This is a genomic window from Collinsella phocaeensis, assembly GCF_900119895.1.
In the GTDB taxonomy this organism is placed as follows: Bacteria; Actinomycetota; Coriobacteriia; order Coriobacteriales; family Coriobacteriaceae; genus Collinsella; species Collinsella phocaeensis.
On sequence record NZ_FQLR01000004.1, the window covers coordinates 860,883 to 880,117 of the forward strand.

Sequence of the window (19,235 nt, forward strand, 5' to 3'; positions counted from 1 at the left end):
CATGGCAGGAACCGGGTCGGCTCCCGAAACCCAGCTCACGTCCCGTGAGCGCATCAAGCGCGCGCTCGCCAACGGCAAGACCGGCCGCATCTCCAAGGACGCTGCGAACGCCGTCATGCTCGGCGTCTTCCGGTGCGCTGCCTATATCACCACGCTCGTGCTCGTGGCGATCATCGCGTACGTGGTCATCAACGGCGCGCCGCACATCTCTCCCGACTTCATCTTCGGTTGGCCCCAGGGCGTGAACGCCGAGGGCGGCATCTGGCCCACGATCGTTTCGACGCTCTACGTGACGGCGCTCGCGATGCTCATCTGCACGCCGATCGCCGTGCTCGCGGCGGTCTACCTCGCCGAGTACGCCAAGCAGGGCCGTCTCGTCGAGACCATCCGCTATGCCGCGGACACGCTGGCGAGCGTGCCCTCGATCGTCATGGGCCTGTTCGGGTACGCGCTGTTCGTCGAGGCGATGGGCCTCGGGCTCTCGATGGTGTCCGCCGCCTGCGCGCTCGCGCTGCTCATGCTGCCGATCGTCATGCGCACGACGGAAGAGGCCATTCGTGCCGTCCCCCGCTACATCCGCTGGGGTGCGTACGGCCTGGGCGCCACGAAGTGGCAGGTCGTCAGCAAGATCGTCCTTCCCTCCGCCTTCGGCCGCATCGCGACGGGCATCGTGCTTGCCATCGGCCGCGCCATCGGCGAGACCGCGGTCGTGCTGTACACGATGGGCCAGGCCATCAACCTGCCCATCAGCCCGCTCGATTCGGGCCGCCCCATGACGGTGCACCTGTACCTGCTCGCCAACGACGGCATCAACATGAACGCCGCCTACGGCACCGCGCTGCTGCTGATGCTCATCATCCTCGCCTTCAACCTGTTCGCGCGCTACCTCTCGCGCAAGAGCCGCTAGTCCCTAAGGAGTCTCATGTCCGTCTATCAGAACGCGCCCGCCCCCGAGGTCTCCGCGATCACCGCCGCGAACTTCGACTTCTGGTACGGCGACTTCCACGCCCTCACCGACGTGAACCTCAATATCGCCAAGAACAAGATCACCGCGTTCATCGGCCCCTCCGGCTGCGGCAAGTCCACCTTCCTGCGTTGCATGAACCGCATGAACGACCTGATCGAGGGGACCCGCTGCGAGGGCGTCATGACCCTCGACGGTGCCGATATCTACGCCGAGGGCGTCGACCCGGTCGATCTGCGCCGCCGCGTCGGCATGATCTTCCAGCAGCCGAACCCTTTTCCCAAGTCCATCTACGAGAACGTCGCTTTTGGCCCCCGACTGCAGGGCGTGACTAGCAAAAGCGACCTCGATGATATCGTCGAAGAGTCCCTCAAGCGCGCCAACCTCTGGAAAGAGGTATCCAATCAGCTCTCGAAAGACGGCTTGGCGCTCTCCGGCGGTCAGCAGCAGCGACTCTGCATCGCGCGCGTGCTGGCCGTGCAGCCGGACGTTCTCCTGATGGATGAGCCCTGCTCGGCCATCGATCCCACCTCCGTTCAGAAGGTCGAGGACCTGATGGCCGAGCTCGCGCCCGAGATGACCATCATCATCGTGACGCACAACATGCAGCAGGCCGCCCGCATCTCCGACTGCACCGCGTTCTTCTTGCAGGAGGTCGCCGGAGAGCCTGCTACACTAATCGAGTATGGTCAGACCGACGCTCTCTTCACTAGTCCGATAGACAAGCGCACGGAGGACTATATCACCGGCCGCTTCGGCTGATGCCCCGGCACCGGTGCAACGCAGGTTGCGGGTGCGGATCTGCCCCGTGCGACTGATTGGAGCTTGTATGCGTAAACTGTTCTCTCGCCAGCTGGTGGAGGCGCGTCACGAGATGCTCTCCATCTTCGAGGCCGTCGACCTGACGCTGCACGACGCCGTGCGCGCCTACGTGACCGACGACCGCGATCTGGCCAAGAAGGCCAAGGAGAAGACGTTCCAGATCGACGCGCGCTGCGCGAACCTGGAGGCGGTCTGCTACAACCTGATCGCGACCCAGAGCCCGGTCGCGAGCGACTTCCGCCTGCTTCAGACCATCATCTACATCGATTTCAACCTCCAGCGCATGTGCGACAAGGTCCGTCGCATCGCACGCGCCGCGAATCGCAAGGTCAAGAGCGATTTCGAGGTGCCCGCCGTCCTCGTCGACCTCATCGAGACCGAGGCCGAGAGCGTCTATCGCGTCATGGGCGCGAGCGTCACCGCGCTCGTCAACAACGACCTTTCCCTCGTGCTCTCCCTGTCCGATGAGGACGAGGTCGTGCACGACCTGTACCAGAAGTTCTTCCGCACGTTCAACCGCACCGAGGCGGTCGAGCTCGACGACGACGCCGCTATGGACGACTTCCGCCGCACGATCATGGTCTCCCGGTACCTCGACCGCATCGCGAACATCTCCATGGAATGCGCCTATCGCCTGGTCTTTCTGCTCACCGGCCAGCGCTGGACCGCCGCCGATCTCGCGGAGGCGGACGAGGGCGAGCTGGAAGGCATGCGCGTGCCTTCGGGTGAGGGCGTGATCCTCGATCCTGCCACCGATGCGCACTATGTTTCCTCCCTGCCGCTCGATGAGGTCGGCTCTGAGCTCAAGCGGCTCATCGAGGAGGGCCGCGAGGAAGCGTAAGGCGTCTTTCGCGTAATCGATTCGTTGCATGGGACGCGGCCGCATACGTGCGGCCGCGTCCTGCGTTACCATGGGCTCATGAGAGCGAAGTAAGGAGATGCCCCGCTATGGATGAATACACCGAGTTCTTGCGCGCCCGCCGCGCCGAGATCATCGCGCGCATGGACGCCGCGCTGCGCCGGTCCGGCAGAGGGCGGGAGGGCGTCACGCTCGTCGCCGTCTCCAAGACCGTCGACGTTGACAGCGTCCGCGACGCGATTCGCTGCGGTTACCGGGTTTTCGGCGAGAATCGTCCTCAGGAACTGGCACGCAAGATGGGTGCGCTCGCCGAGTCCGGAGAGCTCGCGGGCGTCCGCTTCGACATGATCGGCAACCTGCAGACGAACAAGGTCAACGCGGTCCTCGGCCGCGCCGAGCTCATCCATTCCATCGGCAGCACCCATCTCGCGCGCGCGGTGTCCGACCGGGCGCGTCGTCGGATCGAGTCCGGTGAGCTCGCCGTACCGGCCGACGTGCTGCTGGAGGTCAACGTCAGCGGCGAGAGCACCAAGGCGGGCTACTCGCCGGACGAGCTCCATCGCGAGCTCGATGAGGTCATGGAGCTTTCGGGTATTCGCGTCCGGGGGCTTATGACGATGGCGCCGCGCGGGGATGAAGATGTCGCGCGCCGTACGTTCGCGGGGCTTCGCGCGCTCGCGGACGAGCTTGCGGGATCCTATCCGCCGGGGACGTTCCAAGAGCTCTCCTGCGGTATGAGCGAGGATTTCGAGGTCGCGCTCGAGGAGGGTTCCACCCTCATTCGCCTAGGTCGTGTGGTGTTCGACCCGGCGTTTGCTCTACAATAAGCGAAGTTTGGGCTGCGCCCAACCTGCGCCAACCACACATTAGATGCACCACGGGCAGAGAGGTACCATCGTGAGCTTCTTAGACGATATCAAGAGCAAGATCGCCGAGCGGACCGGCTACGGCCAGGATTCCTACGGTGCCGATGAGGCGTATGGAGACGACTACTACGGCGAGTCCGAGGACTACGGGGACTCCTACGGCCAGGATGCCGGCTACGGCGCGAGCGACCCGTACGGATACGCGCAGGAGGAGTCCGGCAACGGTGTCCTCGGGCAGACCCGCCGCGGCGAGGCGGAGTCCGTCGCGGTCTACACCCGCAGCGGTCAGCTCGTCGGCGATGCGGACCGTCACGCGACCACGTACAACCCTCCCTCGCGTTCCGAATCCGGCTATCGTCCCGGCGCCTACGACACGCCTTCGAGCTATGCCCAGGCCCGCCACAGCGTGACCTCGGTGCCCTCGCCCGCGCCCGTCTCCGAGACGGCCAGCCGAGCTGCGGCCGTCATGAACGGGACCCCGCAGCTTCCTGCCTACATCCTGCGTCCCGAGAGCTACGATGACGTCGAGACCGTCGTGCGCCGCGTGCGCACCCGCCAACCGGTCGTTCTGATCTTCGCGGGCGTGCGCACCGAGGTCGCCAAACGCGTTCTCGATTTCTCGTACGGCTTCGCGTGCGGTCTCGGAGCCTCCGTGCGCGAGCTGGGCGACCGCGTGTTCATCGTCCTGCCTCAGGGTTGCGAGGTCAAGGATTCCGACCTCGACAAGCTGCGCACCGAGGGCTATCTCAAGTAATCGAGGAGTTTGATCGCTATCTACACCGTTATCCGCATTCTCTACCAGCTCGTAGACTTCTACCAGATCCTGATCCTCGTCTACTGCCTGCTCACATGGATTCCCATGCGCGCCGGCGGTTTGATGGCCGATATCGCCCAGGTTCTCGATCAGGTCTGCGGGCCCTATCTCAGCCTGTTTCGCAGGCTCATCCCGCCCATGGGCGGAATCGACTTCTCGCCGGTAATTGCAATTCTTGCGTTGAACCTCGGCATGCGACTGCTAACAGGTATACTTTTATAGGAAATCGCAGGCAGGACCATATGGTTTCGCCTCGGCGTTGTAAAGGAGTACATACATATGGCTATCACCCCCGCTGACATCCAGGCCCAGACCTTCTCTGAGGCCAAGCGCGGTTACGATCCCGGTGAGGTGGATGTCTTCCTCGAGCAGCTTTCCGCCGAGGTCGATGCGATGCTCAACAAGATCGTCGATCTCAAGAATCGCCTGACCGCCTCCGAGCAGCAGCTCGCCGAGGCTCAGGCGCAGCTCGCCCAGGCTGCCTCCGCGCCCGCTCCGGCCCCGGCTCCCGCCCCGGCCCCGGTGCCCGAGTACACCGCCAACGAGCGTCAGATCTCGGCTGCGCTCATTGCCGCTCAGCAGACGGCCGATAACATCGTCGCCGAGGCCCGTGAGAACGCCGACCGCATCCGCAACGAGGCCGATGCCAAGGCGCGCGAGGTCATCCGTCAGGCCTTGGCCGAGAAGCAGACCGAGATCGAGGAGATCGATCGCCTGAAGGCTTCCCGCGAGGAGTTTAAGAACGAGTACCTGAAGCTCATCCAGCACTTCATGGACGATGCCCAGAATTCGTTCCCCTCCGAGCTGCTCGCGTCCGCGCCCAGCGGCTCTGCGGCAGCGCCCGCGTCCGCCGACCCTGCGCCGATGGTGACGGAGCCCATGCCCGTCGTCTCCGAGCCCGCAGCCGTCGCCGACCCGTTCGCGCCGCTCGACAACTTCGGTATGGACGATCTTGACTAGCGCCTGATTGACGTTTTGCTTAGCGAGCCCGCCGCCCCTGTATCGCGGGGTCGGCGGGTTTTCTATCTTGCGCGGCCCTCTGCGTGTGCCAAGAGGGACGGGCCCGTGCCAAAAGGGACGTACCCTAACGGCACGGCGCGCCGTTAGGGTACGTCCCTTTTGGCACGCCGCATCGCGCTCGAATCTCCCGGATGGACAAAAACGGCCGCCGGCTCCCGTGTGGGACCGGCGGCCGTTCCGTCGTGCGCCGTAGGGCTGTTCGAGACGTTTGTCTAAGGGGTAGGAGGGACTGCGCCGGATCGCGGGCGAAAGCGCGTATGCCGGCGCTAGGCTTGCGCGGGGATGACGAAGTCCTCGAGCGGGATGAGGCGCTCGGCACGCTTCTCGGGAGACGCGATGACGTCGGCGGGGTGGCCGACCGTCAGCATCGAGATGGGATCTATGCCGGCGGGGAGACCGAACTCGTCGCGAGCGACCTGCGGATCGAAGAGGCATACCCAGCATGTGCCCAAGCCGAGGTCCGTGGCCTGCATCATCATCTGGTCGCATGCGATGGAGGTGTCGATCAGGGCGGCGCTCATGTTGTCATAGCGTCGGACCCAGGCATCATCCGTGACCGCGCAGATGAGGATGACGAGCGGAGCTCCGAACACGCTTCCGTCCTTCTCGAAGCGAAATGCGGCACGTGCCGCCTTCTCGCGAAGTTCCGACGTATCGCAAACGACGATGCGGGAGGGATGGTTGTTGTGCGCCGACGGCGCAATGCGGCCCGCCTCCACGATGGCATCAAGGTCTGCTTGGGACACAGGCTCATCGGTGTAGCGACGGCATGAGTAGCGCGCGCGAGCAAGTTCGCTGTAGGACATGGAGGCTTCCCTTCGCTTTACGTGTGAACAGGGCAAGGGCGCGGACATGCTGCCCGCGCCCTTACACGATACCCGATACGGATCTGCGCGATGCGCAGGCGCTAGCTGTTCTTCATCACGATGTTCTCGACGGTGTCCGCGACGAACTCGCAGGAGTCGGCGCCGTACTCGAGGAAGGAGTAGATGTCGCGCCAGGAGATGACCGTCAGCGGGTCGAGTTCGGCCGTGTGAATGTTGCGCATGGCGCGAATGAAGATGTCATCGCATTCGCTCTCGATCGTGTTCACGGTGATGACGTGCTCACGGAGGCTCTTGGAGCGCTTGAATTGAGGCAGCTCAAGCACGAGATCGTGCATCTGCTCGGTCGCGCGGACAAGTTTGGCAGACATCTCGAGGGCGTCAGGGCGCATCTGCTGCACGTTGGTGAAGTAGATACGGTGCAGGACGCCCTCGATGCGGTCGATGACGACGTCGATCGCGTTGGCGAGGGTGGCGATGTCCTCACGCTCAATGGGGGTGATGAATGCGGTGATGAGGGCGTCGTTGACCTCGTGGACGTTCTCGTCGGCCGCCTGCTCGATCTCGTGCATCTCCTCGACGGCCCGCTCGATGGTCTTGGGATCGAAGTTCCGCATGGTGTCGTCGAGCTTCTGCGCGGCCTTGCAGGCGAGCTCGGCGGACGAGGCGAAGTTGTCGTAGTAGAACGCGTCGTTCTTCTTTGCCATGATGGCTCCTTAGTGGTCGTGTGCCGATCGTGTGCGCGGCGGGGGCGCGCTAGATGAAAAGCAGGAACAGCTTCGCCATGAGGAAGCTGATGAGGCCGCATCCGGGGAACGTGAAGACCCAGGTGAGCAGCATGTTCTTCACGACGCCGAAATTGATGGCCGAAAGTCGCTTCACGGCGCCGACGCCCATGATGGCGCTGGTTTTCACGTGCGTAGTGGAGACGGGGATGCCGGTGAGGGTGGCGAGCAGCAAGCAGAGGGAGCTGGAGAGGTCGGCGGAGAATCCCTGGTACTTCTCGAGCTTCACCATGTCCATGCCGACGGACTTGATGATCTTCTCGCCGCCGACGCTGGTGCCCACGCCCATCACGACGGAGCACAGCAGCATGAGCCAGACGGGGATGAGCATGTTCTCCACGGATGGCTGGCCGTTGCAGAAGGCGACGCCCAGGAACAGGACGCCGATGAACTTCTGGCCGTCCTGCGCGCCGTGCATGAAGCTCATGCCGGCTGCGCCCGCGATCTGCGCATAGCGGAAGAAGGCGTTGGTGCGCCGCCGGTCGGCCCCGGAGAACAGGAGCGTGACGATCTTGCAGACGAGCCAGCCCATGCCGAATCCGAGGATGAGGGAGAGGAACAGACCGTAGATGACCTTGATCCACTCGTTCATGTTGACGCCGTCGGCGCCGCCGAGCGCGATCGCCGCGCCGGTGAGACCGGCGATGAGGCTGTGGCTTTCGCTCGTGGGGATGCCGAAGACGCTCGCCCCCACGGAGTAGACCACGATGGAGAAGAGGGCCGCGCACAGCGCGATGAGAGCAATCTGGGTGTCCATGCCGAAGTCGACCATATTCGAGATCGTCGAGGCGACGCTGGCGTTGATATGCGTCATGATGAACACGCCGAGGAAGTTGAAGATGGCGCTCATGATGATCGCCGCACGCGGAGGAAGGCAGCGCGTGGTGACGCAGGTGGCGATGGCGTTCGGCGCATCGGTCCAGCCGTTGACGAAGATGACGCCTAGCGTGAGGGCGACGGTCATCGCAAGAATCGGATTTGAGAGAACTTGCGATACGAAATACGAAAACGAGACGTCCACGAAACCTATCCTTTGCTCTTCGCGCGCGCACGCGATCGGTGCCCCTGCGGTCGGGAGGTGCACGTCGCACCGATATCATATGGTAGCACCTTACAGAATCGTTACCATGTCTTGATGCGCCTGCTCCCGGCTGCACGCGGCGCGCGTTCCGCGCGGAGCGCATGATCCAGTTGCGGCGAGGCGTGGCCTCGGGCAACGCGTGCGGCCCTCCGCTTGGCGATAGGCGCGCCGACCGGCTGGGAGCGAGCCGGACCCCGCGGTCTGCCGCGGGCGATCCAGGGGTTCCCGCGTGGCTGCTCGAGGGCGTCTCAGAAGAAATCCGCGTCCCTTTCAAGCTGCTGAGCTGGCACGATGATAAGAAACCGGATATGTCGCAAACTTTTTCAAAAAAGTGCTTTACAGGGTGCATGGCCTTCGATATATTATTCCTCGCGCCGAAGAGCGCAGCAGTTCGGGCGGTTAGCTCAGGGGTAGAGCACTACCTTGACACGGTAGGGGTCACAAGTTCAAATCTTGTATCGCCCACCACGAACAGTACAGGTCATCGGGAAGTCCCGGTGGCCTGTTTTGCTATCTCGAGACGTTGCGAGGCTCAAGCTCTCGGTGGTCCCTTCTTGGGGATCCACACGAGCGGGGCGTCCGATGCGATGCGTTCAGTGAGGTCGGATCGCGGGGCGCGGCGCCCCGATTCTTTCCTGGGGCCGGGAAGCGCGCCAGGGCTCTGCAGAAAGGGCGGCGCTGCGGGCGCCGGCGATCTTCGCGACGGCTCGGAGAGGGCCGGCGGCTCGCCGCCTTGTTTCGGAAACGGCTGACGCGCCGCGCTTCGATGCGCTGATCCCGATGCGGCACCGGCGAGGCGCCCGGTGCTGGATTCGGGCGACCGCGGGAAGACGGGCGCCGGCTCGATCGATGCCGGTCTGGCTTGAGCGCCCCGCCTGGAACCGCGGCCGCCTCAGGAGGTCGGCACGTTGTCGTTGAGTCCGGTCGCGGTACCTTGGGCTCGAATCGCCCGGACGCACCGGGAATCTGCGTCCCGGCCTTAGGGCCGGCTCCTCGCCGTCCGACCCGGCAGGGGTGCCGTGCGGCAGACATGGGGGAGGGGATTCGCGTTTGCGATTAAAAAACAGGGCACCCCGGAAGGGCGCCCTGAACGGTTCCTGGAGGCGAAGCCCGGATTCGAACCGGGGGTAAAGGCTTTGCAGGCCTCTGCCTTACCACTTGGCCACTTCGCCATCTATATGAAAAGAGCCGATGTGAAACCGGCTCCTTGCATGCGATGGAGCGGACAACGGGGCTCGAACCCGCGACCCCAACCTTGGCAAGGTTGTGCTCTACCAACTGAGCCATGTCCGCTTGCGAGAAAGTACTATACGTAATTCTCCGGGGTGGCGCAAGACCTTTTTCTAAAAACTTTTCGAGAGGATGCGGCTTGACCGTTCGGGAGCCGGACCGGCTCGGGCCGCGGGTATACTGGGTGACGTGAAAACGCGCGAACCAAGGAGGCAGCCATGCGAGAGGCGGATGCTATCACCACGGCCGAGCTCGCGGACCGTGTGCCCGACGTCGTCATCATCACCGGCATGTCCGGATCGGGGCGCACGCAGGCCATGCACGTGTTCGAGGACATGGGGTATTTCTGCATCGATAACTTGCCGCCGCGTCTCATCCTTCAGCTTGCCGAGCTCGTGGGGATCAACGCCGGCATCGGGCGCCACCTGGCGGTCACGTGCGATCTGCGCAGCCAGGGCCTGTTCGATGAGCTTCAGGATGCCATCTCGACCCTCGGGGACCATGAGATGTCGAGCAAGATTGTGTTCCTTGACGCCTCCGACGAGGTTCTCATCCGTCGCTACAGCGAGAACCGCCGCCGCCACCCGCTTGCGATGGCGGGGGAGTCCACCGCCGACGCCATCCAGCGAGAGCGCGTCCAGCTCTCCCATGTGCGCGATCGGGCCGATATGATCATCGACACGAGCCGCCTGCGCACCACGGCGCTTCGCGCCCGCCTGCGTCACGCCTTCTCCGAGCTGACCGACCAGCAGCTCATGGAGGTCCACGTGTTCTCCTTCGGCTTCAAGCACGGTCTGCCCGTCGAGGCGGACCTCATGATCGACGTCCGGTTCCTTCCTAACCCGTTCTACGATCCGGAGATGCGCACCATGACCGGCCTCGACCGCAAGGTGTCCGATTTCGTCCTCGAGCACCCCAAGACGCAGGAGTTCATGGAGGCGTGGCACAAGCTCTTGGATGCGGTCATGCCCGGCTATATAGCCGAGGGCAAGCCGCAGCTCTCCATAGCCATCGGGTGCACGGGCGGGCAGCACCGCAGCGTGGCCATCGCCGAGGCGACGGCCCGCTACCTCGAGCGCCAGCAGTACCATGTGAGCATCTCGCATCGCGATCTTCCGCGTGCGAACATGGCTGGGTAGGCGGGCGCCATGAACGCAAGCGCCTGCGCTCGTCCCGCCGCCGGGGCGCGACCGCTGCGCGCGGTCTCGGTCGGCGGCGGCACGGGCCAGCCGAACCTCATACGCGCCCTGCGCACCATGGGCGCGCGCATCGACTCCGTGGTCGCGATGGCAGATGACGGGGGTTCAACCGGCTTGCTGCGCGAGGCCGCCCACGTGATTCCGCCCGGGGACGTCCGGAAGTGCATCTCGGCGCTCGCCGAGGACCCGGCGTCCCCGCTGTCCCGTGCGTTCGCGCACCGCTTCCCGTATATCGACGACCACGCCCTCGGCAACCTGGTCCTCGTGGCGCTCGCCGAGGAGACGGGCTCCTTCATCGAGGGCATCCGGGCCTGCGAGCGCATCCTCGGGTGCGTGGGCCGCGTCCATCCCTCGACCCTCGAGTACGTCAGCCTATCCGGGCGCACGACCGCGGGCGAGGTCGTCCATGGGCAGGCGCAGATCTCCTACGGAGAAAGCGCCTATTCCGACGTGTGGCTCGATCCGGCGGACGCCCCCGCGAACGACGAGGCCGTTCGCGCGATCATCGAGGCCGACCTCGTCGTGCTCGGACCCGGCTCGCTGTTCACGTCCATCATCCCTAATATCCTGGTCGGCGGTATACGCGATGCGCTGCGGGCGACGAAGGCCGTGCGCGTCTTCGTGTGCCCCAAGATCGATTCGCTGGGCGAGACGAGCGGGATGAGCGCCGCGGACCATGTCGACGCTCTGCTCGCACACGGTTTAGAGGGAGCCGTCGACGCGGTGCTCGTGCACCGCGCGAGCCGTCACGAGGTCGTCTTCCCCTACGTTCGCCGCGCATGGGAGCGCGTGCCCCGGCCGACTGGCGCCGCGCCGCGCCCCGTGGTCAGCGCGGGGGCGATCGCACGGGCGAAGGATGCTCCATTCGGCCCCATAGCTGCCGACGACGAGGTGCTCGAGCGCATCGGCGCGCGCGTCCCGCGCGTGATCGTCCGCGATTTCACCGGGGACGGGTCGCCCGCCTCGCACGACCCGGCGCTGCTCGCCCGCGCCCTGAGCGAGGTGGTGGGTTAGATGTCGTTCACTGCTGAGGTTCGCGACGAGCTCTCGCGCTGCGTCCCCGCCTGCGAATACTGCAACCTTGCGACGCTTGCGGCGCTGACGCGCGTCTGCGGCACGCTGGGTGTATCCGGGTCCGGCCGCTATCGGCTCCAGGTCGCCACCGAGACGGGCGCCGTCGCGCGCACGATGATCGGCCTCACGCACCAGATGCTCAAGCTCGAGACCGAGTTCACCGTCCGCAAGAGCGTCCTGCACCGCGTGAGGAACTACCTCATCGTGCTTCCCGACCAGCCCGATCTCGAGAAGGCGCTGGTGCTGCTCGGCATCCTGGACCGGTCGGGGGGCCTGGTGCGCGGCGTGCCGCACCATGTGGTGGCGCGCGACTGCTGCCGCCTGTCCTATATACGGGGGAGCCTGATCGCGGGCGGCTTCGTCGCGGACCCGCGCGGAGACTTCCATCTGGAGATCTCGGTGCAAGGGGAGGAGTACGCCCGCGCGCTCGCCGACCTGATCGGGCAGGTGGGCGTCCCGGCCCGGGTCAACGCCCGGCGCGGCTCCTTCGCGGTGTACATCAAGAGCGCGCGCGACATTCGCCGCCTGCTCGAGATGCTGGGCGCCGCCCGGTCGGTCCGCGACATCGATGAGGCGCGCGCCATGAAGTCGGTCAAAAACGACGTGAACCGTCGCGTCAACGCGGAGCTCGCCAACCAGGGGCGCTCCGCCGCCGGCGCGCAGCGGCAGATCGAGATGATCGAGCGGCTGGAGCGCGAGGGCTTGCGCCAAAGCCTTCCGGACGCCTTGGCGGACTTCTGCGACCTCAGGGAGCGCTACCCCGACCTTTCCTTGCGCGACTTGGGCCAGATGGCGGACCCGCCCTTGTCCAAATCCGCCCTGTACCACCGCGTCCTGCGCATCGAGAAGCTGCTCGATGGGGCCGAATTTTAGCGATGAAACGCTTCACACCATATCTTACCTGCGAATTTGAAGCGAATCAACGCGGTGAAATCTATCAAATCTCACCGTTCTCGAGGTAAACGGGTCGGAAAAAAGGTATATTCAGGTCGTGGTTAGTTTGTGGGTCTCGACGGCGGGCAAAGCGCCTGCGGGGACCTAACGAAAGGAGACACAATGGCAGTAAAGGTTGCTATTAACGGCTTCGGTCGCATCGGTCGTCTGGCCTTCCGTCAGATGTTCGGCCACGAGGGCTCCGAGATCGTCGCCATCAACGACCTCACCTCTCCCGACATGCTTGCTTACCTGCTGAAGTACGACTCCACGCAGGGCAACTACTCCCGCGATCACAAGGTCGAGGCCACCGAGGACTCCATCATCGTCGACGGCAAGGAGATCAAGATCTACGCCGAGGCCGACGCCAACAACCTGCCTTGGGGCGATCTCGACGTCGACGTCGTGCTCGAGTGCACCGGCTTCTACACCTCCAAGGCCAAGGCCCAGGCCCATATCAACGCCGGCGCCAAGAAGGTCGTCATCTCCGCTCCGGCCGGCAACGACCTGCCCACCATCGTGTACAACGTGAACCACGAGGAGCTCACCGCTGAGGACAACATCATCTCCGCGGCCTCCTGCACCACCAACTGCCTCGCTCCGATGGCCAAGGGTCTGAACGACTTCGCCCCCATCGTCTCCGGCATCATGACCACCATCCACGCCTGGACCGGCGACCAGATGCCGCTCGACGGCCCGCAGCGCAAGGGCAACAAGCGCCGCGGCCGCGCCTGCGCCGTCAACATCGTCCCCAACTCCACCGGTGCCGCCAAGGCCATCGGCCTGGTTCTCCCCGAGCTCAACGGCAAGCTGATCGGCGCCGCCCAGCGCGTCCCGACGCCCACCGGCTCCCTCACCAACCTCTATGCCGTCGTTGACAAGGAGGTCACCGTCGACGAGGTCAACGCCGCTATGAAGGCGTATGCCGAGACCATCTCCGAGACCTTCGCCTACAACGAGGACGATATCGTCTCCACCGACATCATCGGCGAGACCCACGGCTCCATCTTCGACGCCACCCAGACCATGTGCAACCCGCTCGGCAACGGCCAGACCCTGGTCCAGGTTGTCTCTTGGTACGACAACGAGAACTCCTACACCTCCCAGATGGTCCGCACCATCAAGTACTTCGAGAAGTTCGTCGCCTAAGCGAGCGCCTGCTTGACGGCCTACGCTTCATAGCGTCTTGCGAGGGCGCGGCCTCTTGGCTTCATGCCCTGGGGTCGCGCCCTCGTTCTTCCTCGCGGGGCGCACCGTCCCGCGTTTCCATGAAAGGTTGTAACCATGGCTTTCACCAAGAAGACCATTCGCGACATCGATGTCGACGGCAAGCGCGTTCTCGTGCGCGTCGACTTCAACGTGCCCGTGGCCGACGGCGTGGTGGGCGACACCACCCGAATCAAGGCCGCCCTGCCGACCATCAACTACCTGGTCGAGCACAACGCCCGCGTCATCCTCATGAGCCACCTCGGCCGTCCCAAGGGCGAGGGCGCAGAGCCGCAGTTCTCCCTCGAGCCCGTCGCCGCCAAGCTCGCCGAGCTCTCCGGCCTGGATGTCACCTTCGTCGCCGATACCTACGGTGACGAGGCCGCTGCCGCCGTCGAGGCTCTCGAGCCGGGCAAGGTCCTCGTCCTCGAGAACGTCCGCTTCGACAAGCGCGAGAAGAAGAACGATCCCGAGATCGCCAAGACCCTCGCTTCCTACGGCGACGTCTTCGTGCTCGACGCCTTCGGTACCGCTCACCGCGCCCAGGGTTCCGTCGTGGGCCCCGCTGCCTATCTGCCCGCCGTCGCCGGCTTCCTGCTCGAGAAGGAGGTCTCCACGCTGAGCGGCCTCTTCGCCGAGCCGAAGCGCCCCTTCGTCGCCATCCTCGGCGGCTCCAAGGTCTCCGATAAGATCGGCGTGATCGATCGCCTGCTCGACTCCGCGGACACCGTCATCGTGGGCGGCGGCATGGCCTACACCTTCACCAAGGCCCAGGGCGGCAAGATCGGCAACTCCCTGTGCGAGGACGATTGGTGCGATCGCGCCCTCGAGATGCTCGAGAAGGCCAAGAAGAACGGCGTGCAGTTCCTGCTCCCGATCGACAACGTCGTCGCCGACGACTTCGCCAACGACGCCAACACCAAGGTTTGCGCCACCGGCGAGATCGAGGACGGCTGGGAGGGCCTGGACATCGGCCCCGAGACTGAGAAGCTCTTCGCCGACGCCATCGCCGGCGCTAAGACCGTCTTCTGGAACGGCCCCTGCGGCGTTTTCGAGATGGACACCTTCGCCCACGGCACCAAGTCCATTGCTGAGGCCATCGCTGCCAACACCGAGTGCGACTCCGTCATCGGCGGCGGCGACTCCGTCGCCGCGGTCAACAAGTTCGGCCTGGCCGACAAGATGACCTTCATCTCCACCGGCGGCGGTGCATCCATGCAGCTCGTCGAGGGCAAGCCCCTTCCCGGAGTGGAGGCGCTGAACGATGCCGAGTAACCGCACCACCCTCATCGCCGGCAACTGGAAGATGAACAACGACGTCGAGGCCGCCGCGGTCCTCGCCGGCGAGCTCGTCGAGGCCCTCGCGGGCGTCGACAACGGCGTCGAGGTCCTCGTCTGCCCGCCCACCATCGACCTCACCACGGTCGCTGCCAAGCTCGATGGCTCCGCCGTCAAGCTGGGCGCCCAGAACTGCTACTGGGAGGCTTCCGGCGCCTACACCGGCGAGTCCTCCTGCGACATGCTCAAGTCCGCCGGGTGCACCTACTGCATCATCGGCCATTCCGAGCGCCGCGACTACTTCCATGAGACCGATGAGGATCAGAACAAGAAGGCCAAGGCGCTTGTCGCCGCCGGTCTCGTTCCCGTCTTCTGCTGCGGCGAGCCGCTCGAGGTCCGCGAGGCGGGTACCTATGTCGAGCACGTCGTCGCTCAGGTGAAGGCCGGTCTTGAGGGCCTCGAGATCACCGATCCGACCCAGCTCGTCGTCGCCTACGAGCCCATCTGGGCCATCGGCACCGGCATGACCGCCACCGCCGATGACGCGCAGGAGGTCTGCGCTGCCGTCCGCGAGGCCCTCGCGGACCTGTTCGGCGCCGAGCTCGCCTCCGGCATCCGCGTGCTGTACGGCGGCTCCGCCAAGCCCGGCAACATCGCCGAACTCGTGGCCGAGCCCGACGTCGACGGAGCGCTCGTCGGCGGCGCCTCGCTCAAGGCCGCGGACTTCTCCGAGATGGTCGTCAAGGCCGCGGAGTAGCACCCGTATCCGCAAGGGGGCCGTGGCGTATTGGCGCTGCGGCCCTTCTTTTTGAATTAGGGAGAATCAAACATGGCTAATCGCCACCTTCCTGCACTTCTCGTCATCATGGACGGCTTCGGCCTGGCGCCCGCGGGTTCCAACAACGCGGTCAGCGCCGCGAGCACGCCCTTCATCGACGGGCTCTACGAGAAGTACCCCCACACCACCTTGGGCGCTTCCGGCGAGGACGTCGGCCTGCCTGACGGCCAGATGGGCAACTCCGAGGTCGGCCACCTCAACATCGGTGCCGGCCGTATCGTCTTCCAGGAGCTTTCCCGCATCAACAACGCCATCAAGGACGGCTCCCTCAAGACCAACGAGGTCTTCGTCAAGACGATGGACGATGTCGCCTCTGCGGGCAAGACGCTGCACCTCATGGGCCTCATGAGCCCCGGCGGCGTGCACTCCATGCAGAGCCACTGCGAGGCGCTCGTCTCCATGGCCGCCGAGCGCGGCGTCAAGACCGTCCGCGTCCATTGCTTCATGGACGGCCGCGACGTCGCGCCCCAGTCCGGTGCCGGCTACGTCTCCGAGCTCGCCGCGTTCCTGGCCGACCTTTCCGAGAAGGCCGGCTGCGACGCCCGCATCGCCACGGTGTCCGGCCGCTATTACGCGATGGACCGCGACAACCGCTGGGAGCGCATCCAGCGCGCCTACGACGTGCTGGTCCAGCCCTCCGACGCCGACGTCGACGCCGTCGCCGGCATCAAGGCCTATTACGAGACCGATCCGCGCGGCGATGAGTTCGTCGAGCCCTTCGCCTGCCACAACGAGGGCGTCCGCGAGGGCGACGCCGTCATCTTCTTCAACTTCCGCCCCGACCGCGCCCGTCAGATGACCCGCGCCTTCACCGATGCCGACTTCGACGGCTTCGAGCGCGAGAAGATCGCCCTGTCGCACTTCGTCACGATGACCGAGTACGACCCGTCCTTCGATGTCGAGGTCGCATTCCCCAAGTCGTTCCCCGAGAACGTGCTCGCGGACGTCATCGCCGCCAACGGCTTGAAGCAGCTCCACACCGCCGAGACCGAGAAGTACGCGCACGTGACGTTCTTCCTGAACGGCGGCATCGAGGAGCCCAAGGAGGGCGAGGAGCGCGTGCTCGTCGCTTCGCCCAAGGTCGCGACCTACGATCTCAAGCCCGAGATGAGCGCGCCCGAGGTTACCGAGAAGCTCGTCGAGGCCATCAACGAGGATCGTGCCGACTTCTATATCGTTAACTTCGCGAACTGCGACATGGTTGGCCACACCGGCGTCTTCGATGCCGCCAAAGCCGCCGTCGAGGCTGTCGACCACGCACTCTCGCAGGTCATCCCGGCTATCCAGGCCAAGGGCGGCTTCGCGCTCATCACGGCCGACCATGGCAACGCCGACCACATGTTCGATGAGGTCGACGGCGTGAAGAAGCCGTTCACCGCGCACACCACCAACCGGGTCCCGTTCATCATCGTGAGCGAGAGCGCCAAGCTCGTGGGTATCGAGGACGGACGCCTGTCCGACATCGCCCCGACGATGCTTTCGCTCGCGGGCCTCGAGCCCAGCGCGGAGATGACGGGTCGCGTCCTCGCTGTCGAGGAGTAGCCGCGCCTCTGAATCCAGGTGTTGTCTGGCCGCTCGCTCGCGTACCGCTGGCGAGCGGTTTTTGGCATGTGTCGGCTCAAAGTAGACGCATGTCTAAAAGAGTGCTATGATGAAATATTGTCTTTTGATTCTCGTGAATGATTTACTCGTGGGTCCACTTCAAATTGCCCTGTTCGCCGTTTGGGCGCTCTCCGGTCTTTTCCTTATCGCGCTTGTGCTGATGCACTCCGGTAAGGGCACCGGCGTTTCCGACATGATCGCTAGCTCGCTGTACAATTCCAGCGCTGCCACCGGCGTCATGGAGCAGAACCTCGACAAGCTGACGGTCATCGTCGCCGTCGTGTTCTCCGTGTGCGTGGTCTTCTGCATGTCCTTCTTCCCGCAGGGCATCGTCGGCCTGTAAGGCGCTTGCCCGTAATAGGGGAGAGCGCTCTAATCAAGAGAGTTGTTTTTTAAAACTCGTCTCGGTATCGAGGCGGGTTTTTATTTACATCCTCTATGTGCTTCGCATCGCGCGCTGTTCGATATTTCCTTCTAAGTGCATGGGGAACGGTATTGCTAAATGCTGACCGTAATTGATGCGATTTATTACGCAGCCACGCTCGACAACGAATAACTAACTGTCAAGAACAATTCTACTAGTGGAAATACAAAAGCGAATATCTAATTAACTATATACGTTAATCCGTTAATATAAGTGCATTAGATGGCGATAACATATACATTAATATGCAAACCGTATGCAAAAAATACAGTTGATTAACGGCTGTCCATCAACTTTTCTACAAAAATCGTCCACTAAACGATTACAAGATTAAGCTGTGGCGTACGCAAAGGTATGACCAGCCACTGCGCGCTCCAATATCCGCAAGAAGGGATTAGAGTCGGATAAAAGGAGGTTGGAGAATTGGTAGGAATTGTTATCGCTAGTCATGGCGAGCTCGCACCCGGAATCAAGCAGGCGGGCAGCATGGTGTTCGGTGACCAGCCCAACGTTGGCGCCGTGTCGCTGATGCCAAGCATGGGTCCTGACGATATCCGTGCCAAGATCGAAGAGTGCATCTCTTCGTTCGACGACCAGGATCAGGTTTTGATTTTGGCCGATCTCTGGGGTGGTACCCCGTTCAACCAGGCGAGTGCCGTGCTCGATGGCCATGAGGATTCTTGGGCTATTGTAACCGGTCTCAATCTGCCTATGTTGATCGAGGCGTATGCATCCCGCATGTCATGCGAGTCCGCGCAGGAAGTTGCCGTCGCGGTTCTCAAGACTGCCCGCGAGGGCGTTCGCATCAAACCCGAGGAGCTCGAACCCGCAGAGGAGAAGCCCGCTGCAGCCGCCGTCGCCCCCCAGGGTGCAATTCCCGAGGGCACCGTTCTTGGTGATGGTCACATCAAGTACGTGCTCTGCCGCATCGACACGCGTTTGCTCCATGGTCAGGTTGCAACCACGTGGACCAAGATGACCGGTCCGGACCGCATCATCGTGGTCTCCGATGCCGTCGCGCATGATGATTTGCGCAAATCCATGATCGAGCAGGCTGCTCCTCCGGGAGTCAAGGCTCACGTCGTGCCCATCGACAAGATGATCGCCGTTTCAAAGGATCCGCGCTTTGGCGCTACCAAGGCGATGCTTCTGTTCGAGAACCCGCAGGATCTCCTGCGTGCCATCGAGGGCGGAGTTGACATTAAGAAGGTCAACCTGGGCTCCATGGCCCACTCCGTCGGCAAGGTCGTTGTTTCCAACGCCGTCGCTATGGGCAAGGAAGACGTCGAGACCATCGAGGCTCTTATCGATAAGGGCATCGAGTTCGACGTCCGCAAGGTTCCGGCAGATTCGCCGGAGTCTATCGACGCCATGCTTAAGAAGGCTAAGGCCGAACTTGCCTAAAAGGAGGTAGAA

General features: G+C 63.8%; 19 protein-coding genes and 3 tRNA genes. 17 read left to right on the forward strand and 5 right to left on the reverse strand.

The annotated features are described in order from the left end of the window. The first annotated feature begins 1 nt into the window (after nucleotide 1). The 7 genes from pstA to BQ7355_RS05720 all read left to right on the forward strand — a co-directional run bounded on the left by pstA (nucleotide 2) and on the right by BQ7355_RS05720 (nucleotide 5,285). The gene (gene pstA / locus BQ7355_RS05690) at nucleotides 2-907 is read left to right on the forward strand and encodes a phosphate ABC transporter permease PstA (protein WP_072415317.1); all 906 of its coding nucleotides are present in this window, start codon (nucleotides 2-4) and stop codon (nucleotides 905-907) included. 15 nt (nucleotides 908-922) lie between these two features. Then, nucleotides 923-1,726: a phosphate ABC transporter ATP-binding protein PstB gene (gene pstB, locus BQ7355_RS05695; RefSeq protein WP_072415318.1), complete on the forward strand. Its 804-nt coding sequence runs from the start codon at nucleotides 923-925 to the stop codon at nucleotides 1,724-1,726. 67 nt (nucleotides 1,727-1,793) lie between these two features. Continuing rightward, nucleotides 1,794-2,627 carry a phosphate signaling complex PhoU family protein gene (locus BQ7355_RS05700; protein WP_072415319.1) on the forward strand — a complete coding sequence of 278 codons (834 nt, stop codon included), beginning with the start codon at nucleotides 1,794-1,796 and terminating at the stop codon, nucleotides 2,625-2,627. 107 nt (nucleotides 2,628-2,734) lie between these two features. Continuing rightward, the gene (locus BQ7355_RS05705; RefSeq protein ID WP_072415320.1) at nucleotides 2,735-3,472 is read left to right on the forward strand and encodes a YggS family pyridoxal phosphate-dependent enzyme; all 738 of its coding nucleotides are present in this window, start codon (nucleotides 2,735-2,737) and stop codon (nucleotides 3,470-3,472) included. Between the two features lie 70 nt (nucleotides 3,473-3,542). After that, on the forward strand, nucleotides 3,543-4,265 hold the full coding sequence (locus BQ7355_RS05710; protein WP_072415321.1) for a cell division protein SepF: 723 nt from the start codon (nucleotides 3,543-3,545) through the stop codon (nucleotides 4,263-4,265). Between the two features lie 9 nt (nucleotides 4,266-4,274). Beyond that, nucleotides 4,275-4,547 (forward strand): YggT family protein, encoded by a 273-nt coding sequence (locus BQ7355_RS05715; RefSeq protein ID WP_072415322.1) that lies wholly within the window; start codon nucleotides 4,275-4,277, stop codon nucleotides 4,545-4,547. Nucleotides 4,548-4,604: 57 nt separating this feature from the next. Continuing rightward, complete coding sequence (locus tag BQ7355_RS05720) at nucleotides 4,605-5,285, forward strand: DivIVA domain-containing protein (protein WP_072415323.1); 681 nt, start codon at nucleotides 4,605-4,607, stop codon at nucleotides 5,283-5,285. 326 nt (nucleotides 5,286-5,611) lie between these two features. Here BQ7355_RS05720 and BQ7355_RS05725 read toward each other — a convergent pair whose 3' ends face one another. From BQ7355_RS05725 to BQ7355_RS05735, 3 genes are all read right to left on the reverse strand, one after another. Then, nucleotides 5,612-6,151 carry a nitroreductase family protein gene (locus tag BQ7355_RS05725; RefSeq protein WP_072415324.1) on the reverse strand — a complete coding sequence of 180 codons (540 nt, stop codon included), beginning with the start codon at nucleotides 6,149-6,151 and terminating at the stop codon, nucleotides 5,612-5,614. A 101-nt stretch (nucleotides 6,152-6,252) separates the two neighbouring features. After that, nucleotides 6,253-6,876, reverse strand: coding sequence for a DUF47 domain-containing protein (locus BQ7355_RS05730; protein WP_072415325.1), 624 nt, complete (start codon nucleotides 6,874-6,876; stop codon nucleotides 6,253-6,255). Nucleotides 6,877-6,925: 49 nt separating this feature from the next. Continuing rightward, nucleotides 6,926-7,975, reverse strand: coding sequence for an inorganic phosphate transporter (locus tag BQ7355_RS05735; protein WP_072415326.1), 1,050 nt, complete (start codon nucleotides 7,973-7,975; stop codon nucleotides 6,926-6,928). Nucleotides 7,976-8,428: 453 nt separating this feature from the next. Between BQ7355_RS05735 and BQ7355_RS05740 the strand changes: the two genes are divergently transcribed. Further along, nucleotides 8,429-8,503, forward strand: a tRNA-Val gene (locus tag BQ7355_RS05740). Between the two features lie 630 nt (nucleotides 8,504-9,133). Here BQ7355_RS05740 and BQ7355_RS05745 read toward each other — a convergent pair. Both BQ7355_RS05745 and BQ7355_RS05750 read right to left on the reverse strand, forming a co-directional pair. Further along, nucleotides 9,134-9,207: transfer RNA gene (locus tag BQ7355_RS05745), tRNA-Cys, on the reverse strand. 45 nt (nucleotides 9,208-9,252) lie between these two features. Next, a tRNA-Gly gene (locus BQ7355_RS05750) sits at nucleotides 9,253-9,328 on the reverse strand. A 155-nt stretch (nucleotides 9,329-9,483) separates the two neighbouring features. On the opposite strand from BQ7355_RS05750, the gene rapZ reads away from it, so the two are divergent. The 9 genes from rapZ (at nucleotide 9,484) to BQ7355_RS05795 (ending at nucleotide 19,223) form a co-directional block, all read left to right on the forward strand. Next, nucleotides 9,484-10,404 (forward strand): RNase adapter RapZ, encoded by a 921-nt coding sequence (gene rapZ, locus BQ7355_RS05755; RefSeq protein ID WP_072415327.1) that lies wholly within the window; start codon nucleotides 9,484-9,486, stop codon nucleotides 10,402-10,404. Between the two features lie 9 nt (nucleotides 10,405-10,413). Further along, nucleotides 10,414-11,478 carry a gluconeogenesis factor YvcK family protein gene (locus BQ7355_RS05760; RefSeq protein WP_072415328.1) on the forward strand — a complete coding sequence of 355 codons (1,065 nt, stop codon included), beginning with the start codon at nucleotides 10,414-10,416 and terminating at the stop codon, nucleotides 11,476-11,478. Then, nucleotides 11,479-12,411 (forward strand): DNA-binding protein WhiA, encoded by a 933-nt coding sequence (whiA, locus tag BQ7355_RS05765; RefSeq protein ID WP_072415329.1) that lies wholly within the window; start codon nucleotides 11,479-11,481, stop codon nucleotides 12,409-12,411. A gap of 183 nt (nucleotides 12,412-12,594) precedes the next feature. Continuing rightward, nucleotides 12,595-13,620, forward strand: coding sequence for a type I glyceraldehyde-3-phosphate dehydrogenase (gap, locus tag BQ7355_RS05770; RefSeq protein ID WP_072415330.1), 1,026 nt, complete (start codon nucleotides 12,595-12,597; stop codon nucleotides 13,618-13,620). A 135-nt stretch (nucleotides 13,621-13,755) separates the two neighbouring features. Then, nucleotides 13,756-14,952 (forward strand): phosphoglycerate kinase, encoded by a 1,197-nt coding sequence (locus BQ7355_RS05775; protein ID WP_072415331.1) that lies wholly within the window; start codon nucleotides 13,756-13,758, stop codon nucleotides 14,950-14,952. After that, complete coding sequence (gene tpiA, locus BQ7355_RS05780; protein WP_072415332.1) at nucleotides 14,942-15,712, forward strand: triose-phosphate isomerase; 771 nt, start codon at nucleotides 14,942-14,944, stop codon at nucleotides 15,710-15,712. The genes BQ7355_RS05775 and tpiA overlap by 11 nt, the downstream gene beginning before the upstream one ends. Before the next feature lie 72 nt (nucleotides 15,713-15,784). Continuing rightward, nucleotides 15,785-17,335: a 2,3-bisphosphoglycerate-independent phosphoglycerate mutase gene (gpmI, locus tag BQ7355_RS05785; protein WP_072415333.1), complete on the forward strand. Its 1,551-nt coding sequence runs from the start codon at nucleotides 15,785-15,787 to the stop codon at nucleotides 17,333-17,335. 148 nt (nucleotides 17,336-17,483) lie between these two features. After that, complete coding sequence (gene secG, locus BQ7355_RS05790) at nucleotides 17,484-17,738, forward strand: preprotein translocase subunit SecG (RefSeq protein WP_072415334.1); 255 nt, start codon at nucleotides 17,484-17,486, stop codon at nucleotides 17,736-17,738. Between the two features lie 504 nt (nucleotides 17,739-18,242). Then, nucleotides 18,243-19,223, forward strand: a complete 981-nt coding sequence (locus tag BQ7355_RS05795; RefSeq protein ID WP_072415335.1) for a PTS sugar transporter subunit IIB — start codon at nucleotides 18,243-18,245, stop codon at nucleotides 19,221-19,223. Nucleotides 19,224-19,235: the final 12 nt, after the last annotated feature.

Coding starts and splice junctions, on each gene's coding strand:
- BQ7355_RS05725 (WP_072415324.1), bottom strand. CDS start 6,151: ATGTCCTACAGCGAACTTGCTCGCGCGCGCTACTCATGCCGTCGCTAC.
- rapZ (WP_072415327.1), top strand. CDS start 9,484: ATGCGAGAGGCGGATGCTATCACCACGGCCGAGCTCGCGGACCGTGTG.
- pstA (WP_072415317.1), top strand. CDS start 2: ATGGCAGGAACCGGGTCGGCTCCCGAAACCCAGCTCACGTCCCGTGAG.
- BQ7355_RS05775 (WP_072415331.1), top strand. CDS start 13,756: ATGGCTTTCACCAAGAAGACCATTCGCGACATCGATGTCGACGGCAAG.
- BQ7355_RS05760 (WP_072415328.1), top strand. CDS start 10,414: ATGAACGCAAGCGCCTGCGCTCGTCCCGCCGCCGGGGCGCGACCGCTG.
- gap (WP_072415330.1), top strand. CDS start 12,595: ATGGCAGTAAAGGTTGCTATTAACGGCTTCGGTCGCATCGGTCGTCTG.
- BQ7355_RS05720 (WP_072415323.1), top strand. CDS start 4,605: ATGGCTATCACCCCCGCTGACATCCAGGCCCAGACCTTCTCTGAGGCC.
- pstB (WP_072415318.1), top strand. CDS start 923: ATGTCCGTCTATCAGAACGCGCCCGCCCCCGAGGTCTCCGCGATCACC.
- whiA (WP_072415329.1), top strand. CDS start 11,479: ATGTCGTTCACTGCTGAGGTTCGCGACGAGCTCTCGCGCTGCGTCCCC.
- BQ7355_RS05705 (WP_072415320.1), top strand. CDS start 2,735: ATGGATGAATACACCGAGTTCTTGCGCGCCCGCCGCGCCGAGATCATC.
- tpiA (WP_072415332.1), top strand. CDS start 14,942: ATGCCGAGTAACCGCACCACCCTCATCGCCGGCAACTGGAAGATGAAC.
- BQ7355_RS05730 (WP_072415325.1), bottom strand. CDS start 6,876: ATGGCAAAGAAGAACGACGCGTTCTACTACGACAACTTCGCCTCGTCC.
- gpmI (WP_072415333.1), top strand. CDS start 15,785: ATGGCTAATCGCCACCTTCCTGCACTTCTCGTCATCATGGACGGCTTC.
- BQ7355_RS05700 (WP_072415319.1), top strand. CDS start 1,794: ATGCGTAAACTGTTCTCTCGCCAGCTGGTGGAGGCGCGTCACGAGATG.